Raw genomic sequence first — 16487 nt, 5'->3', positions numbered from 1 at the left:
GTTAACCCCTATATTCATTGATCTTTTCCTGAATTTCCTCAATAATTTTCTCATCATCTATAGTGGATGGAATCTGAAAATCTTTTCCATCCAGTAATGTTCTGATGAGCTTTCTTAAAATTTTTCCGGATCGTGTTTTAGGTAATCGTTTGACAACCATTGCGTTTTTTAAAAAGGCTACGGCTCCAATTTTTTCACGAACCATTTGAATGATATTCTTTTCAATTTCTTCTTCAGTGATGCTGGTGCCATTTTTTAAAACAACAGTTGCAAAAGGAATCTGACCTTTTAAATCATCATCTATTCCTACAACAGCGCATTCTGCCACATCGGGATGTGAAGAAACGATCTCTTCCATTTCAGATGTTGAAAGTCGATGTCCGGCTACATTGATTACGTCATCCACTCTTCCGGTGATAAAAATATAGCCGTCTTCATCCTGGATGGCACCATCTCCGGAAAAATAATATCCGTTGTATTGTGATAGATAACTGTTTTCAAAGCGCTCATAATCTTTCCAGATGCCAAGTAATGCTCCGGGAGGAAGAGGTAGTTTTATTACTAAATACCCTTCATGGTGAGGATCTAGCTCCAGTCCGTTTTCATCGAAAATTTTGATATCATATCCCGGGATAGGTTTTCCTGCAGAAGCTCTTTTGATTTTATAATTCTCATCATACGTTAATAAGCCAAGCATTGGCCAGCCCGATTCAGTTTGCCACCAGTGATCGATGGCTGGGATGCCAATATGCTCTGCAAACCAATCCAGAGTAGCAACATCACATCGTTCCCCGGCAAGGAATTGCTTTTTGAAGTTTGACAGGTCATATTTTTTTACCAATTCTCCATTGGGGTCTTCTTTTTTAATTGCTCTGATAGCGGTAGGAGCAGTAAACATGACCGAAACTTTGTATTCTGAAATAATTCTCCAGAAAGTCCCGGCATCAGGGGTCATGATAGGTTTTCCTTCAAAAATAATGGTTGTGTTTCTATTCAGTAAGGGGCCATAAACAGAGTAGCTGTGTCCAACAGCCCAACCAAAGTCGGAAGCGGCCCAATAAGTTTCACCAGGTTCAACACCATAGATATATTTCATGGAAAATTTCAATGCTGTGGCATATCCTCCGGTATCACGAACGATTCCCTTAGGTTTTCCTGTAGTTCCGGAAGTGTAAAGCAAATAGAGTGGGTGAGTGGATTCTACAGGAATGCAGTCAACAGGTTCTGATTGTTGAACTAATTCTTCATAATCAATCAGTCCTTCAAACATTTCATTCTGATTATCTACTAATTTCCTGTTGTAAACAACGATGTTGTCTACCTTATCCTGTGCTAACTCAATCGCTTTTTCTACCAATGGAAGATAAGGTATTCTTTTAGCTATTTCTATTCCTGCGGTAGCGGTGATTAAAACTTTAGGTTTGCAGTCGTCAATTCTTACCACCAGTTCATGAGGGGCAAAACCTCCGAAAACTACATTATGAATGACTCCAATTCTTGAACAGGCTAGCATGGCAAAAAGGGTCTGCGGAATCATTGGCATATAAATAACAGCTGTATCTCCTTTTTTTAATCCTAAAGAAGCTAGTCCCCCTGCAAGTTTTGATATTTCTTCCTTGGCTTGATTGAAGGTGTATTTTTTTTTCTGTCCTGTTACGGGGGAATCATAAACAATAGCATTCTGATCTCCGAAACCATCTTCAATATGTTTGTCAATGCATAGATAACACATGTTGAGTTTTCCATCGGCAAACCACTGAGGATAGCCGTTGGAATCATTTGAAAGAATCTGTTGTGGAAATTCAAACCATTGTATAGCCGCAGCCTGTTCTTCCCAGAATTTTTCTTTATTTTCTATGCTTTGTTTAAATAGAGTATCTGTATTCATATCAATAGTCTTGTATTTGGTGTTTTTTTGTTATCCTTGACAAGGATATTTTTCTCTAAAACAGCTCTTCAATCTGCTGTATCAGTTTCTTAATAGAATAAGGTTTTGTAACATAGGCATCAGCTCCCATTTCAAGGCCTTTTTCAATATCTCTCGGGTTGTTTTTGGCGCTGAGAAAGATCACTTTTGTGTCCTTTAGTTTTTCATCCTGTTTAATGAGATCTAAAGTGCTGTAGCCATCAAGATTAGGCATCATGATGTCGAGAAGGATCACATCCGGAACCATTGTTTTTAAGAACTCTAGAACCTCCGTTCCATCACGGGCAATGAAGACATCATAGCCGTTTTTCTTAAAGCTGTATTCGAGCGACATTAATATTTTGTGTTCATCATCTGCAATGATTATCTTTTTCATAAAGGCTTTTTAAAGAGGTTCAACTTCATTTTTGCTCTCGTTTATTATTTTCTCGGGAAGGCTGATGGTAAAGGTTACGCCTAGACCTCTGTTTTCAGCTTTTATACTTCCATTGTGAGCTTGTATTATTTTCTTGGAAATGGCCAGTCCAAGTCCGCTTCCCGTAGGTTTTAAAATATTTTGATTTTTAGACTGATAAAATTTGTCAAAAATCATTTCCAGATCTTCTTCCGGAATATGTTTTCCTGTGTTGAAAATGGTAATCATCAATTGGTGATCTCTTTCCAATAATTTAGTTTGTATGGTTCCTTGTTCATCAGTGAATTTTAAAGCATTTCCCCAAATGTTTTGAAGCAGCTGGATCATTCTTGCTTCATCATACTCAAAGATAAACTGATTCAGGAGATTAACCTCGCTTAAATGAATGTTTTTCTGTTGTATCAGATGGAGGAGAGGGCTTAATGCTTTTTTATACGTGTCAAGAATGTTGTTTTGTTGAATATTCAAAGAGATCTCACCATGCTGAAGTTTGTCGAGGTAAAGAATATCGTTAATGATCTCACTTAATCTGTCAGATTCCGTGATGATATTGTTTAAAAATTCCTGCTTGATTTCAAAAGGGATGTCGTCGTCATCGGCTAAGATCTCTCCTGCTGAACGAATTGCTGTGATTGGGGTTCTGAGTTCATGAGCAACAGAATCCAGAAAGTCGTCTTTTTGACGGTCTTTTACAATCAGGTTTTCATTAGCGGTTCGAAGATCATTAGATAATTTTTGAAGCTCTTCAGATTGTTCTGTCAGCTTTTTATTTAAACTGATATTTTCTTTGGATTCTTCAAGAATATTAAGAACTTCTTTCAGAGATATTTTATCCTCCTTGGTTACTCCTTCAATCAATATTTTTGCTGAAGCGGTTCCAATTCTTCCTGCCAGAAGGTTTTCAGAAAATTTGATAAATCTTGAGTCGGCGGTTTCTGTTTTAGAATCAATATTATATTTTAAATTAAAAATTCTCAAGGCTTGTTCAGTCTTGTTTTTGCCTAAAAATCGTTCCAAAATGTTTTGAATGTCTGAAATATAAGCGGTTCCTCTCCAAATAAAAGCATCTTCATGATTTTGAATGTATTTATCAATATCTACATACAATTCAGCGAAGTTTCTTTCACGGTAATTTCCTTTGGTACTTACAGAAATAATAGTGAACAAGCCTGTATTCACTAGAATCGACCAAAAGAAAATCTGTGGAATTCTTGCCAAGTAAGGAATCGTAAAGAAATTGAAAGAATTGTACATGTCTCTTAAAACCCCTTTGAATTCCTGGTTGTATGAGAAGTAATATTGCGGAATGATCAGTCCGAAATAACAGATTCCTAATCCTGCAGCAAGCCCAATCAGAGCGCCTTTATAACTTCCTCTCCTCCAGAATATAGCACCAAAGAATGCTGGAGCCAATTGTGCAATGATCACAAATGAGATTAATCCTACGGAGTCTAATGACGTTTTTAGGATGAAATATTTATAAAACACAAAAGCCATGATAATCAGAGCAAAAATGCTGAACTTCCTGATATTGGTAATGCTTCTTGTGTTTTGTTCCTCGTTTTCAGATTTTAGTTTTCCAAGTAAGCCATAAGGAATGATAAGATTGTTGGAAAGCATGATGGATAGAGTAATTGCAGAAATGATAATCATGGAAATGCATGAGCTCAATCCTCCAAGGAATACCAAAACAGTGATGATCGTATTGTCAAAATGTTGTGGAATTAAAATAGAGTAGAACTCCGGATTTACTTTTTCGCCATCAAAAATCAATCTGCCACCCCATGCAATTGGGAAAATAAATATGGTGAAGATTAATAAATAAAGCGGGAAAAACCAAATAGCAGTTCTGATGTGTTTTTCCTGTCTGTTTTCAACAATAGCTACGTGAAATTGTCGGGGTAATAGGCAGATGGCTGTAGCTGAGATCATACATAAAACCATCCAGTTCATAGCGCCTTCAATACCGTTGAACGTGTTTTTTTCTTTAAAATCTTCAAAATGACTTGCTTTCTGATAGATGTCTGTGAATCCGTCGAAAACATAATAGATCACGAAAAGACCAAGGATAATAATGAAAAATAGTTTTAAAAAACTCTCCAGCGCAATCGCTGAGATGATTCCAAGTCGCTTTTCTGACGCATCTACATATCTTGTTCCATAATATGAAGAAAATAAAGCGATTAAAACAACAACAAATGTTGCGTTATCAGTCAATATATTCTTAGACATAGGAGTTTCTGTAACCAGGTGAAAGGTTTCAGAAATGGCTTTTATCTGTAATCCGATATAAGGAATAATGGCTAAAAGGCAGACAATGGTGATGATGGCACTCAGGCTTCTGCTGTTTCCATATCTTAATGAGATGAAATCAGCGAGGCTGCTTATCTTATTAATTCGGGCAATTCTTACAATTCTTGTGTTGATGTAAATCCATGCAGGAATAATCATAGCGGGGCCAATGTAAATCGGAAGATAGTTAAGCCCGCTTGTAGCAGCAACACCAATGCTTCCATAGTAAGTCCATGCGGTACAATACACAGCCAGTGACAATGCATAGATATAAGGATTGTTGATCCAGAACTTACTTCTTTTCTTCTCTGCTAGGTGGGCAACTAAAAACAGAAGAGCCAGATAAAACAATACCACAAAAAATAATGCAAAGCTACTCATTGTACTTTTTTACAATTACAAAGGAAATCAAGATGGAGATCATCCAGACAACAAACAGATAGATTAAAATCATGGGATAGCCTAAAACCTCTCGCTCGCTATTGAAAAGTAATGAAATAGGGATGCTGAAAGCAATCATTAATCCGATGCTTAGGATAACCAATTTTTGTTCGTGTCTTTTTTTCATAAATGATAATTAGAAAAGATAATTGATGAATGATCGCTTTATAATGAATCATCCACCAATTATCATGAATCTCTTATTAACTATATTTTGTCATCAGAATATTCTCCTGTTAAAGCATAGTATCCAAAAACAGCCATTCCGCCTGAGATAATTGGCATCAATACAAATAAGATAATAATCCCAAAAACCAGGTCTTCCTGCTTTCCGGAAGTAATCTTTGGAATCCCCATCACTGTAATTCCGAAATATCCCACGACCACTGCTATTGCGATCCAGAGAATACCTAATATTTTTTTTAGTCCGTTCATTTTAGTTGTTTTAAAATTAATAAAAATTTGAGTGAATCAATGCTTAATCGTGAAGATTATTGTTCTTATTTTTAAGATAAATTAATCCGATGATTAGGCAGACTCCGGCTACTCCAATCGGATACCATAATCCTTCAAGATACCATGAAGCGTGTCCTGCTTCTTTTCCTGTGGTAACCAGGTAAGTTGCTACTGCAGGAAGAAGTCCTCCAAATACTCCGTTTCCAATGTGATAAGGTAAAGACATTGAAGTATAACGTATTCTTACAGGGAACATTTCAACAAGGAATGCTGCAATAGGCCCGTACACCATCGTTACAAAAATAACCTGAATAAATACAAGGAATACCAGGTACCATTTTGTGTGATCACTTACTGTTACAGATTGGGAAACTTTTGGTTCTTCAGCTTTTCCGTCTTTTATGATGGGGCCGCTTGGAGACCAATGAACGATACTGTCTTTTTTAATTAAAGTTCCATCTGTGTAAAGTGTTTCTTTATGAAAGGTCACAAGGCTGTCTGTAGCAATATCTTTGTGAATTTTAGCTGTTCTTTTTTCTGTAATTCCGTGGGATGCTACTGTTTTATTTTCAAGACTGACGCTTTTAAACATGCTGTCGTAAATAGGTCTGTAAGCTAAAATTGCAATCAACATCCCGGTCATCATCACTGCTTTTCTTCCGATTTTATCCGATAGCCAACCAAAGAATACAAAGAAGGGTGTTCCTAAAAACAAAGCTGTTGCCATTAAGTAATCTACCTGTGTAGAATCAATGTTCATTACCTTTTGCATGAAGCTCATCGCATAAAATTGTCCTGTATACCAGATGACCCCTTGTCCCATGGCTGCTCCAAAAAGGGCAAGCAGAACAAATTTAAAATTCAATTTATTACCAAAGCTTTCTTTTAATGGATTTTTAGAAGTTTTTCCTTCACTTTTAGCTTTTGCAAAAAGAGGAGATTCCTTCATGTTTTTTCTGATGATATAAGAAACCCCTACCATTAAAATGGAAATCCAGAAAGGGATTCTCCATCCCCAGCCATCAAATTCTTCAGGAGAAAGGGTGGTTTTTGTAATTAGAATCACAATTAATGAAATGAAAAGCCCGGCCGTTGCAGTCGTTTGGATCCATGAAGTCCAGTAACCTCTTCGATGAGGTTGTGCATATTCTGCAACATAGGTTGCAGCACCTCCGTATTCACCTCCAAGAGCGAGCCCTTGTAATAATCTAAGAATTAAAACCAAAACCGGAGCAAGAAATCCAATGGTTTCATAACTTGGAATACATCCGATAAGGAATGTGGAAAATCCCATAATAAGTAAAGTAACAAGGAAAGTATATTTTCTTCCGATAAGGTCACCTAGTCTTCCGAAAAATAAAGCTCCAAAAGGTCTTACTACAAATCCTGCGGCAAAAGTAGCTAAGGTTGATAAAAATGCTGCTGTTGGATTATCTGCGGGGAAAAACTTCGTGGCCAAAACAATGGCTAAACTTCCGAAAATGTAGAAGTCATACCATTCTATCAATGTTCCGAGAGATGAGGCTGTGATAACGCTCCAGATGGTGCGGTTTTTCTGCTTGTCGGTCATATTCTCGTAACTTTCGTGATGATTATCGCTCATATTGATTAGTTTTTGATGTTAATGGAAAGTGATCTTGAATGATCCAAAAAAGGATTGAGTTTAAATTTATTTTTGATCTATTAAGGATAGTAAAGATGATAACTAAGATTATTTTTAGTGGTATACTTATTCTTCATCTTTGGTGAAGCTTCATTTTTTTTTAATCTTCACATTTCTTAATGGTTTAAAACCTTATAGATAGATTTGGAACTGTACAATGAATTCTCCCTTTGAAGATGGGCTTTCGCTAGGACTGGTGTAAACAGGTCTTGTTGAGTATTGAGTGGTGATTTTGGCATGATGCCCGTCTATAAACCAATTGGCACCCACATCAAACTGGGAAGACGATTTATCAAAAGCTTCAAAATTCTTATGAGTATAAGCTGCGAAAGGCTGTATTCTGATTTTTGGCTTTTCTGCCTGACTTGGCAATAGTAAACCTGCTTGTGCGTAGATAATATTACCTGTTCCAATGGTGGGTTGTAGATTTCCTGGCCCTGCAATAGCTTTATTGCCGGTAAAATTAGGATCAACTGCCGCAACATTCATGGTGCCAAGATTTCTTACATAGTTGGGGCCGAAGTTGTAATTATAATATCCGGCATAAGCGGAAACAGCCATTTTGTTTTTGGCTTCTCCTAATGGGATGTCTGCAAAAGCATCTACTGCGAAAAGAGTAATGTCGTGTTTTTCTATGTTTGAATTAACGGAAGTTCTTGTTCCATCTGCCTGATGGTAAAATCCGGCACCTACATTGAAAACTTTCTTTGTTCCCAGATAAGATCCTACTTTAAAAGGTAATGTGTTGGATTCTTCATCAAGGAATTGATATTCCACGTATCCTGCTTTTGAAAAACTTGGGTTTCCATTGTTGTCTACTGCGACAGCTTTTGAAGAGTTGGTTACATTCGCTGGAGTAAGATCGGTAGCGAAAGGTTTGTTTAAACTGAAACGATATTCCAGTTTTCCATATTTCCCTTTGGCAAACATTCCGATTTGTCTTCCAAACTGATCCGAATTGTCAATCAATGGCCATGAGAATACTGGCGAGTCTACTGTAAGGAAGTTCAGGGTGGATGCCATAGTCATACGAGAAAGTCCCATATAGTAATGAAGTCCTGCCCCTAAAGATAAACTGAATTTTCCCGCTTCTCCAGGTAAAATAACTGCGTATTCATTCCAGGCATCATGAAAGAACATCTGAGTTTTCTTTCCGTTTCCATAACCTCCTGTTCCTGAGGTGCCCGAAGCGCCACCATTGATGAAAGTTTGATTATTGATTCCAAAATGAAGAAGGATCATATATCTTTTAGAGATCTGTGCATAGGTTAAAGCCCGTAATCTTCTGTTTCCCAGACTCCATGTGTTGTCTGTGGGTTCGTTTCCAACCATACTTCCGGGATTCATGGCGCTGTTTCTTAGCCAAAGCTGATCCCATAAAATAAATCTGATGAATTTGTCTCCCTCAGGGTTGAGGTTAATTTTTAATCCACTGCCATAATCAGGAGAACCCTGTGAATACATAGAACTGCTTATTAAGACTGCTCCAATAAATGTAAGTAATTTCCTCATAAATTATCAATTTTTGGCGTTGTTTTTTGTGAATACCAAATTGTAATTAATAATTTGTTTACGAAAATTTAATATATATTAGTGGTAATAGTATAGGTATAATTTGTTGCGAGGTGCGGGTTTCGTGTTTCGTAATCCGGGTTTTTGGATTTGTTTTATTTATAAAATATTGATAATTAATGATTTGTTGTTTTTTTACTGCGCTTCGCTTCTCTAGCCCCGAACCTCGCATCTACTTCTTAAATCTCTCCCATTTAATCAGCATATACTTATCAGCAAACTGAGTAATGATAATTCCTGAGTTTTTAATATTCTCTTCCTGAGCAATATATTCAATGAGTTCATTTTGTTTCAGGATTTTATAGACAGGATGGAACTCTGAGTGGGGTGGTCTTGTGATGTTGTATTTTTTGATCCACGAACTAATAGTCACATGAGATACTCCAATAATTCGTTCAATTTCACGGTAACTTAGTCCTTCCAGGTAGAGTTGTAAAGCTTTAGTGACATAATAGTCATCAATCTGTTTTCCTAGTTTTTTTACCGTAAAATAATAGTTGCAGTTTTTACAGTAAAACCGTTGTTTATTATTGATAATACCGCTTTTAACCACTTTATTACCCTTGCATTTAGGACATGTGTTTTCCATAACTATAGTATTTTAGCAAATATATAATAAATTAGCAAATATATATTTTTGATTAAAGATAATTTTACCTGTATAAATTTTTAAAACAAAAAAAATATCTTTTTTATTTGCATTTGAAAGAAAATATATTTTAAATTTGCCAAAAAAATTAGATAAATAAATGGAAATAGAAATTTCCTCATGCGAACATCTAATGTATGTGAGTGAAATACAGCAGGAAATGTATGATTCTGCACAGCGTAGAGGAACGGGAATCGCAAAACGTTCTATAGAATATTTGAGTAAAAAGATTTCAGAAGGCAATGCTGTGGTAGCCACTGAAAACGGAGAGTGGGTAGGTTTCTGTTATATAGAGACCTGGTCGCATGGGAAGTTTGTAGCTAATTCGGGATTGATTGTATCGCCCAAATTCAGGCATGGTGGAGTTGCTACTCAGATCAAACATAAAGTTTTCCAATTATCTAGAGATAAATATCCGGAAGCTAAGGTATTCGGGTTAACTACGGGACTTGCAGTAATGAAAATCAATAGCGATTTAGGATACAAACCGGTTATTTATTCTGAACTGACTCAGGATGAGGAGTTCTGGAACGGATGTAAGAACTGTGTGAATTATGAAATTCTAATGAAAAAGGAACGTAAGAACTGTCTTTGTACAGCAATGCTTTTCGTTCCTGATAATATTAAAAAAGATGAGGTTGTCAACAGTCAGCCTGATAATAATAAAGTAAATAGTGTTGTGAATGCACAACCAGAAATTAAATATAGCAATGAACAAGAAAGTCATCTTAGCGTTTAGTGGAGGTTTAGATACTTCCTACTGTGCAAAATATCTTAGTGAAACACTGGGGTATGATGTATATGCAGTTACTGTAAATACCGGAGGTTTTTCCAAAGAAGAAGAAAAAGAGTTGGAGAAAAAAGCTTTAAACCTTGGGGTAAAAGAATACAGGTGTGTAGATGCTCAGGAAGATTATTACAATTCTTGTGTGAAGTATCTGATTTTTGGAAATGTATTGAAAAACAACACATATCCTCTTTCTGTAAGTGCTGAACGTACAATTCAGGCACAGGAAATTGCAAAATATGCGATTGAAGTAGGGGCAGATGCAATTGCTCATGGAAGTACGGGAGCGGGAAATGATCAGGTTCGTTTTGATCTGATTTTCCAGGTGATGTGTCCTAATATTGAGATCATTACGCCAATCCGTGATATGGCTTTGTCTCGTGAAGAAGAGATTGAGTTTTTGAAAAGCCATGGCTACGAAATGGAATTCCATAAAGCACAATATTCAGTGAATAAAGGGCTTTGGGGAACTTCAGTAGGAGGAAAAGAAACTTTGACATCAAGAAATTACCTTCCTGAAGAAGCTTTTCCATCTCAGGTAGAGAAAACTCAACCTTCAGAATTGGAAATTGAGTTTAAAAATGGAGAGGTAGTGGCTGTAAATGGAGAAAACTTTGATCATTCCGTATATGCAATTCAAAAAATAGAAGCATTGGCTTCTGCTTACGGAATCGGACGTGATATTCATGTGGGTGATACCATTGTTGGAATTAAAGGAAGAGTAGGATTTGAAGCAGCAGCAGCATCAGTGATTATCAAAGCGCACCATTTATTGGAAAAACATACGCTTTCAAAATATCAGCAAATGATGAAGTCCCAGTTGTCTGATTGGTATGGAAACTGGCTTCACGAAGCGCTTTTCTTAGATCCGGTCATGAGAAATATTGAATCTTTCTTAACGGACTCTCAGAAAACAGTAAGCGGAAAAGTTTTTGTAACGCTTCATCCATACCGATTTGTTCTAAACGGAATAGAATCGGATCATGACTTAATGTCTGATAAATTCGGAAGCTATGGAGAAGCCAACAGAGCATGGACGGGAGATGATGTAAAAGGATATACAAAAATTGTAAGCAATTCCTTAAATATATATCACCAGATTAACCAAAATATCAACTAAAGTTCCGAAGGAACGCTTTACCCCCAAGATAGGACACAGTCCTATCGATTAAAGTATGAAAAAGACAGTAGGAATAGTTGGTGCCAACGGTTATACAGGAAGCGAGTTAATACGTTTACTAGCCTTCCATCCTCATGTGACATTGAGTTTTTTATATAGTCGTTCGAATTCGGGAACAAGAATTTCAGATCTGTACCCGGATTTAACGACGGTTTGTGATCAGGTATTAACTAATCAGGTAGAAGAGGTTGATGTACTTTTTTTGTGTCTTCCTCATAAAGAGAGCCAAAACTGGTTGACTCAAAATCCGGTTAAAGAAGAAACGCTGGTTGTTGATTTAGGCAATGACTTCCGTTTGGATGGAAATTTTAAAAACAGAAATTTTATCTACGGATTACCTGAAATCAATAAAAAACAACTGTCAGGTTCAAAAAGTATCGCGAATCCCGGATGTTTTGCTACGGCAATTCAATTGGCATTATTGCCATTGGCTGAAAAAGGATCTTTAGATGAGATTTTTACAACGGGAATCACAGGATCTACAGGAGCAGGTCAGTCTTTACAGGCAACAACACACTTCACCTGGAGAAATGATAATGTATCAGCTTATAAAACATTAACTCATCAGCATGTAGATGAAATTTTACAACAAATAGTTTTGTTTAACCATAAAGAAGTTAGCCTGAATTTTGTACCATGGAGAGGTGATTTTGCAAGAGGGATTTTTACAAGTTCTACAGTGAAAACAGATTTGGAACTTTCTGACATCTATCAATTGTATCAGGATTTTTATGCAGAGGCACCTTTTGTTACGGTGAGTGAAAAAGCAATTGATTTAAAGCAGGTTGTCAATACCAATCGCTGTGTGATCCAGATTGAAAAGAGTGGGAATGTAGCCGTTATTCACTCAGCGATTGACAATTTGTTGAAAGGAGCTTCAGGACAGGCGGTACAAAATATGAATATCGCGATGGGCTGGGAAGAAAATACAGGTTTGAACTTGAAACCGATAGCATTTTAATGCAATAATGTAACAACTGATATTTATGGGAACTCGAAACTCGAATCCCGTATCATTAATCAATTATCATTTATAAAAAGACATGAATTTATTCAACGTATATCCATTATTCAATATAAATCCAGTTAAAGCTCAGGGATCTTTCCTTTGGGACGATAAAGGCGAAAAATATCTTGACTTCTACGGAGGACATGCTGTAATCTCTATTGGCCATAATCATCCACACTACCAAAATAAACTGAAAGAGCAATTGGAAAAAATTTCATTCTATTCTAATTCAGTTCAGAATGAATTGCAGGTAGAACTGGCGGATAAACTGGGGAAGCTTTCAGGATATGAAGACTATAATCTTTTCCTGTGTAATTCAGGAGCTGAAGCTAATGAGAATGCATTAAAACTGGCTTCTTTTCATAATGGAAAAAGCAAAGTGCTTTATTTCTCAGGATCATTTCACGGAAGAACTTCTGCGGCGGTTTCTGTAACGGATAATCCTAAGATTGTTGCTCCGGTAAACTTTTCAGAACGATTCATCAAATCTGAATGGAATGATGTAAAGCAGCTTGAAGAAACTTTTGCTGTACATGGAAATGAAATTTCTTCCGTAATCATCGAAGGAATACAGGGAGTGGGAGGAATTATGATTCCTACAGAAGAGTTTTTATCGAAAATTAAAGAACTGTGTGATCAGTATGATGCTGTTTTGATTTTAGATGAAGTACAATCAGGATATGGAAGAAGCGGATACTTCTTTGCGCATCAGGAATTCGGAATTGAAGCAGATATTATCACTACGGCTAAAGGCATGGGAAATGGATTTCCTGTTGGCGGAGTTTTGATTAGTCCTAAGTTTCAGGCTAGCAATGGTTTGCTGGGAACTACTTTTGGTGGGAATCACTTAGCTTGTGTGGCTTCGATTGCAGTTCTGGATGTAATGAAAGATGAGAATCTTATAGAAAATACTCAGCAAATGGGTGAGTATATTGAAAATGAAATTAAAGATTTACCCCATATTAAATCGATCCGAAGGAAAGGGTTGATGATCGGAATAGAGCTCGATAGAGACTGTTCAGAAGTAAGGAAAAGCTTACTGTTTGATCATCATATTTTCACCGGAAACTCAAACGATAAAAGTGTTTTAAGGATTCTTCCTGCACTCAATATCAAAAAAGAGGAAACGGATCTTTTTATCAATGCTTTGAAAGAGGCGTTGGAAAATATTTAATAGGTATTAAAATCTTTAAAATCAATTCAAAATGAAAAAATTCACAGCTGTAAGTGATGTAGAAAACTTACAGGAAATTATAAAAAAAGCTTTACAAATAAAAGCAAACCCACATTCTGAAACAGAAAAAGGAAAGGGGAAAACAATAGGTCTTGTATTTTTAAATTCAAGTTTAAGAACCCGTTTAAGCAGCCAGATTGCAGCACAAAACTTAGGGTTGAATGTATTAACCTTAAATGCAGCGCAGGAAGCATGGAATCTTGAGTTTGCAGATGGAGCGGTAATGAACGGAGATACAGTAGAACATATCAAAGATGCTATTGAAGTTTTAAATCAATATTGTGATATTATTGCTGTACGTTGTTTTGCAGGAATGAAGAGTAAAGAAGATGATGTAAATGAAAGTATTCTGAGCCAGTTTGAACAACATGCAAAAGTTCCGGTTATTTCTCTGGAATCAGCAACACGTCACCCGCTACAAAGTCTTGCTGATTGTATTACGATTACAGAAAACTGGAAAGAAGACCGTAAGCCAAAAGTGGTATTAACTTGGGCACCACATATCAAACCAATTGCTCATGCGGTAGGAAATTCATTTGCAGAATGGATGCAGGAAATGGATGTAGAGTTGGTGATTACCAATCCTGAAGGATACGATTTGGATCCTGCTTTTACAAAAGACACAAAGGTAATTCACGATCAGGATGAAGCATTAAAAGATGCAGATTTTATCTATGTGAAAAACTGGTCTTCTTTTGATGATTATGCAGCAATGCCTGAAGTAAAAGGAGATTGGATGCTGACTAATGAAAAGCTTGCAAATACCAATAAGGCAAAAGTAATGCACTGTCTTCCGGTTCGCCGTAATGTAGAATTAAGTGATGAAGTAATGGACGGAGAAAATTCAATCATCTACCAACAGGCAAAGAACCGTATTTTCTCAGCACAGGCAGTTTTCAGCGAAATATTAGATACCATAAAATAACCTCCAATGAGTCCCGAAGGGACGATTTAACCCAAGATAAGAACTCATTTCTATCAATTCTAAATGTAAAAAAAATGAAACAGAAAATATACATCATAAAAATAGGCGGAGCGCTCATTGATGATGAACGATTACTGGATCAGTTTTTAGATCAGTTTTCCGAAATTAAAGAAAAGAAAATTCTTGTGCATGGCGGAGGTAAGCTGGCAAATACGCTGGCAGATAAACTCGGCATAGAGCAGAAAATGGTGAACGGAAGGAGGATTACGGATAAAGATACATTGGATATCGTAACAATGGTATATGCTGGTGGAATCAATAAAAATATTGTTGAAAAGCTACAGCAGAAAAAATGTAATGCGATAGGGTTTTCGGGAGCAGATGGAAATCTGATTAAAGCTAAGAAAAGACAACATCCTGAAATAGATTTTGGATTTGTGGGAGATATCAATAAAAAGAGTGTGAATAGAAAGCTTATCTCAAAATTGATGAAGCTGGATCTTATTCCTGTTTTTTCTGCCATTACCCACGATAAAAAAGGGAATCTTTTTAATACCAATGCAGATACTATTGCTTCTGTGATGGCACAGGCATTGTCGGAGAAATATGAAGTGGAGCTTTTGTATTGTTTTGATAAACAGGGAGTGTTGGAAAATGTAGATGACCCAGAATCTCTTATCAAAAGTATTTCTGAAAACGATTTTACAACGCTGAAAGAAGAAGGAAAGCTTCACAAAGGGATTTTACCCAAATTAGAAAATGCTCTTGGAGCAATAAAGAATAATGTAGATAAAGTGTTTCTGATTAAAGAAACAGAACTTAAAAACCATATAGAGAATCATCATGCAGGAACTGAAATCTGTTTATAATAAAGAAGAATTGTTGAATAATGCGGTTGAACTGCTTAAAAAACTGATTGAAATTCCTTCCTTCAGTAAAGATGAATTCAATACATCGGTGGAGATTGAAAACTTTTTCAAAAAACACCAGATCCCGACGAAGCGTTTTAAGAACAATATCTGGGCGGTGAATAAAAACTTTGACGTTTTTAAACCTTCAGTTTTATTAAATACACATCATGATACGGTAAAGCCTAATAAAGCTTATACGCTTGATCCGTTTGTTCCTATTGAAAAGGATGGAAAGCTATTCGGATTGGGAAGCAATGATGCCGGAGCTTCTCTGGTTTCTATGGCTCAGGTTTTTTTACATTTTTATGATAAAGAAGATTTAAAATATAATTTAGTGATTGCGTTGACAGCAGAGGAGGAGATTTCAGGTTTTGACGGAATCGAGGCTCTGTACCCACAGTTACCTAATATAGAACTTGCCATTGTAGGAGAACCCACGCAGATGAATCTGGCAATAGCCGAAAAAGGACTGTTGGTAATTGATGGAGAGATGAAAGGAACTCCTTCTCATGCTGCTCATCCTAATGACGATAATTCGATTGTAAAATGTATGCAGGATCTGCAGGGAATTTTAAACTTTAAGTTTCCGAAGGTTTCAGATTATCTTGGGGAAGTGAAAGTGACCCTGTCTGGAATTAATGCCGGTGTACAGCATAATGTAGTACCAGAGTCTTGTCATTTCACATTAGATGTAAGGGTAACGGATGAATATTCCAATAAAGAAGCCTTTGAAATTATTCAGTCTCAGATGAAATCAACGCTTACGGCGAGGTCTTTCAGGTTGAATTCTTCAAAAATCGAAATGGATCACCCGTTTGTAAAAGCAGGATTGGAAATAGGAAGGACAACTTATGGTTCGCCAACATCTTCGGATCAGGCAATCATTCCATGTACCTCTGTAAAAATGGGGCCTGGAGACAGTAGGCGCTCTCATACAGCCGATGAATTTATCTACATCAATGAAATTGAAGAAGGAATAGATATCTACATTCAGGTTTTGGAAAAGGTGTTATAAAGGATGGAAGC

At 36.6% G+C, this 16487-nt stretch carries 15 protein-coding genes; 7 read left to right on the top strand and 8 right to left on the bottom strand.

From position 1 onward, the window contains the following. Position 1: 1 nt before the first annotated feature. The 8 genes from GTR01_RS15910 to GTR01_RS15875 form a co-directional block, all read right to left on the bottom strand. The gene (locus GTR01_RS15910; RefSeq protein WP_160138786.1) at positions 2 to 1888 is read right to left on the bottom strand and encodes an AMP-binding protein; all 1887 of its coding nucleotides are present in this window, start codon (positions 1886 to 1888) and stop codon (positions 2 to 4) included. 55 nt (positions 1889 to 1943) lie between these two features. Then, on the bottom strand, positions 1944 to 2303 hold the full coding sequence (locus tag GTR01_RS15905) for a response regulator transcription factor (RefSeq protein WP_160138785.1): 360 nt from the start codon (positions 2301 to 2303) through the stop codon (positions 1944 to 1946). Positions 2304 to 2312: 9 nt separating this feature from the next. Beyond that, a complete protein-coding gene (locus GTR01_RS15900) occupies positions 2313 to 5015 on the bottom strand; it encodes an ATP-binding protein (protein WP_160138784.1) in 2703 nt (900 codons plus the stop codon). Continuing rightward, positions 5008 to 5202 (bottom strand): hypothetical protein, encoded by a 195-nt coding sequence (locus GTR01_RS15895; RefSeq protein WP_160138783.1) that lies wholly within the window; start codon positions 5200 to 5202, stop codon positions 5008 to 5010. The genes GTR01_RS15900 and GTR01_RS15895 overlap by 8 nt, the downstream gene beginning before the upstream one ends. An 80-nt stretch (positions 5203 to 5282) precedes the next feature. Then, positions 5283 to 5510: a DUF6814 family protein gene (locus GTR01_RS15890; RefSeq protein WP_160138782.1), complete on the bottom strand. Its 228-nt coding sequence runs from the start codon at positions 5508 to 5510 to the stop codon at positions 5283 to 5285. A gap of 43 nt (positions 5511 to 5553) precedes the next feature. Beyond that, the gene (locus GTR01_RS15885; protein ID WP_160138781.1) at positions 5554 to 7134 is read right to left on the bottom strand and encodes an MFS transporter; all 1581 of its coding nucleotides are present in this window, start codon (positions 7132 to 7134) and stop codon (positions 5554 to 5556) included. Between the two features lie 192 nt (positions 7135 to 7326). Further along, positions 7327 to 8706 (bottom strand): porin, encoded by a 1380-nt coding sequence (locus tag GTR01_RS15880; RefSeq protein WP_160138780.1) that lies wholly within the window; start codon positions 8704 to 8706, stop codon positions 7327 to 7329. A gap of 232 nt (positions 8707 to 8938) precedes the next feature. After that, positions 8939 to 9355: a helix-turn-helix domain-containing protein gene (locus tag GTR01_RS15875; protein ID WP_160138779.1), complete on the bottom strand. Its 417-nt coding sequence runs from the start codon at positions 9353 to 9355 to the stop codon at positions 8939 to 8941. A gap of 160 nt (positions 9356 to 9515) precedes the next feature. On the opposite strand from GTR01_RS15875, the gene GTR01_RS15870 reads away from it, so the two are divergent. The 7 genes from GTR01_RS15870 (at position 9516) to GTR01_RS15840 (ending at position 16476) form a co-directional block, all read left to right on the top strand. After that, positions 9516 to 10154, top strand: coding sequence for a GNAT family N-acetyltransferase (locus GTR01_RS15870; RefSeq protein WP_228452256.1), 639 nt, complete (start codon positions 9516 to 9518; stop codon positions 10152 to 10154). After that, positions 10126 to 11322, top strand: a complete 1197-nt coding sequence (gene argG / locus GTR01_RS15865) for an argininosuccinate synthase (RefSeq protein WP_160138778.1) — start codon at positions 10126 to 10128, stop codon at positions 11320 to 11322. Before GTR01_RS15870 ends, argG begins: the two co-directional genes overlap by 29 nt. Before the next feature lie 55 nt (positions 11323 to 11377). Beyond that, complete coding sequence (gene argC / locus GTR01_RS15860; protein WP_160138777.1) at positions 11378 to 12343, top strand: N-acetyl-gamma-glutamyl-phosphate reductase; 966 nt, start codon at positions 11378 to 11380, stop codon at positions 12341 to 12343. Between the two features lie 82 nt (positions 12344 to 12425). Further along, positions 12426 to 13565, top strand: coding sequence for an aspartate aminotransferase family protein (locus GTR01_RS15855; RefSeq protein ID WP_160138776.1), 1140 nt, complete (start codon positions 12426 to 12428; stop codon positions 13563 to 13565). Positions 13566 to 13596: 31 nt separating this feature from the next. Continuing rightward, positions 13597 to 14550, top strand: a complete 954-nt coding sequence (locus GTR01_RS15850; protein ID WP_160138775.1) for an N-acetylornithine carbamoyltransferase — start codon at positions 13597 to 13599, stop codon at positions 14548 to 14550. A 74-nt stretch (positions 14551 to 14624) separates the two neighbouring features. Then, positions 14625 to 15419 (top strand): acetylglutamate kinase, encoded by a 795-nt coding sequence (argB, locus tag GTR01_RS15845; RefSeq protein WP_160138774.1) that lies wholly within the window; start codon positions 14625 to 14627, stop codon positions 15417 to 15419. Then, a complete protein-coding gene (locus GTR01_RS15840; RefSeq protein ID WP_160138773.1) occupies positions 15394 to 16476 on the top strand; it encodes a M20 family metallo-hydrolase in 1083 nt (360 codons plus the stop codon). The genes argB and GTR01_RS15840 overlap by 26 nt, the downstream gene beginning before the upstream one ends. The last annotated feature ends 11 nt before the right edge of the window (positions 16477 to 16487 follow it).

This window comes from Chryseobacterium sp. c4a (genome assembly GCF_009900745.1).
Classification (GTDB): domain Bacteria; phylum Bacteroidota; class Bacteroidia; order Flavobacteriales; family Weeksellaceae; genus Chryseobacterium.
The sequence above is the reverse complement of the archived record's forward strand: the minus strand, read 5'-3'. Positions and strand labels throughout refer to the sequence as shown.

Coding starts and splice junctions, on each gene's coding strand:
- GTR01_RS15880 (WP_160138780.1), bottom strand. CDS start 8,706: ATGAGGAAATTACTTACATTTATTGGAGCAGTCTTAATAAGCAGTTCT.
- GTR01_RS15890 (WP_160138782.1), bottom strand. CDS start 5,510: ATGAACGGACTAAAAAAAATATTAGGTATTCTCTGGATCGCAATAGCA.
- argG (WP_160138778.1), top strand. CDS start 10,126: ATGAACAAGAAAGTCATCTTAGCGTTTAGTGGAGGTTTAGATACTTCC.
- argC (WP_160138777.1), top strand. CDS start 11,378: ATGAAAAAGACAGTAGGAATAGTTGGTGCCAACGGTTATACAGGAAGC.
- GTR01_RS15900 (WP_160138784.1), bottom strand. CDS start 5,015: ATGAGTAGCTTTGCATTATTTTTTGTGGTATTGTTTTATCTGGCTCTT.
- GTR01_RS15905 (WP_160138785.1), bottom strand. CDS start 2,303: ATGAAAAAGATAATCATTGCAGATGATGAACACAAAATATTAATGTCG.
- GTR01_RS15910 (WP_160138786.1), bottom strand. CDS start 1,888: ATGAATACAGATACTCTATTTAAACAAAGCATAGAAAATAAAGAAAAA.
- GTR01_RS15855 (WP_160138776.1), top strand. CDS start 12,426: ATGAATTTATTCAACGTATATCCATTATTCAATATAAATCCAGTTAAA.
- GTR01_RS15850 (WP_160138775.1), top strand. CDS start 13,597: ATGAAAAAATTCACAGCTGTAAGTGATGTAGAAAACTTACAGGAAATT.
- GTR01_RS15885 (WP_160138781.1), bottom strand. CDS start 7,134: ATGAGCGATAATCATCACGAAAGTTACGAGAATATGACCGACAAGCAG.
- GTR01_RS15895 (WP_160138783.1), bottom strand. CDS start 5,202: ATGAAAAAAAGACACGAACAAAAATTGGTTATCCTAAGCATCGGATTA.
- GTR01_RS15875 (WP_160138779.1), bottom strand. CDS start 9,355: ATGGAAAACACATGTCCTAAATGCAAGGGTAATAAAGTGGTTAAAAGC.
- argB (WP_160138774.1), top strand. CDS start 14,625: ATGAAACAGAAAATATACATCATAAAAATAGGCGGAGCGCTCATTGAT.
- GTR01_RS15870 (WP_228452256.1), top strand. CDS start 9,516: ATGGAAATAGAAATTTCCTCATGCGAACATCTAATGTATGTGAGTGAA.
- GTR01_RS15840 (WP_160138773.1), top strand. CDS start 15,394: ATGCAGGAACTGAAATCTGTTTATAATAAAGAAGAATTGTTGAATAAT.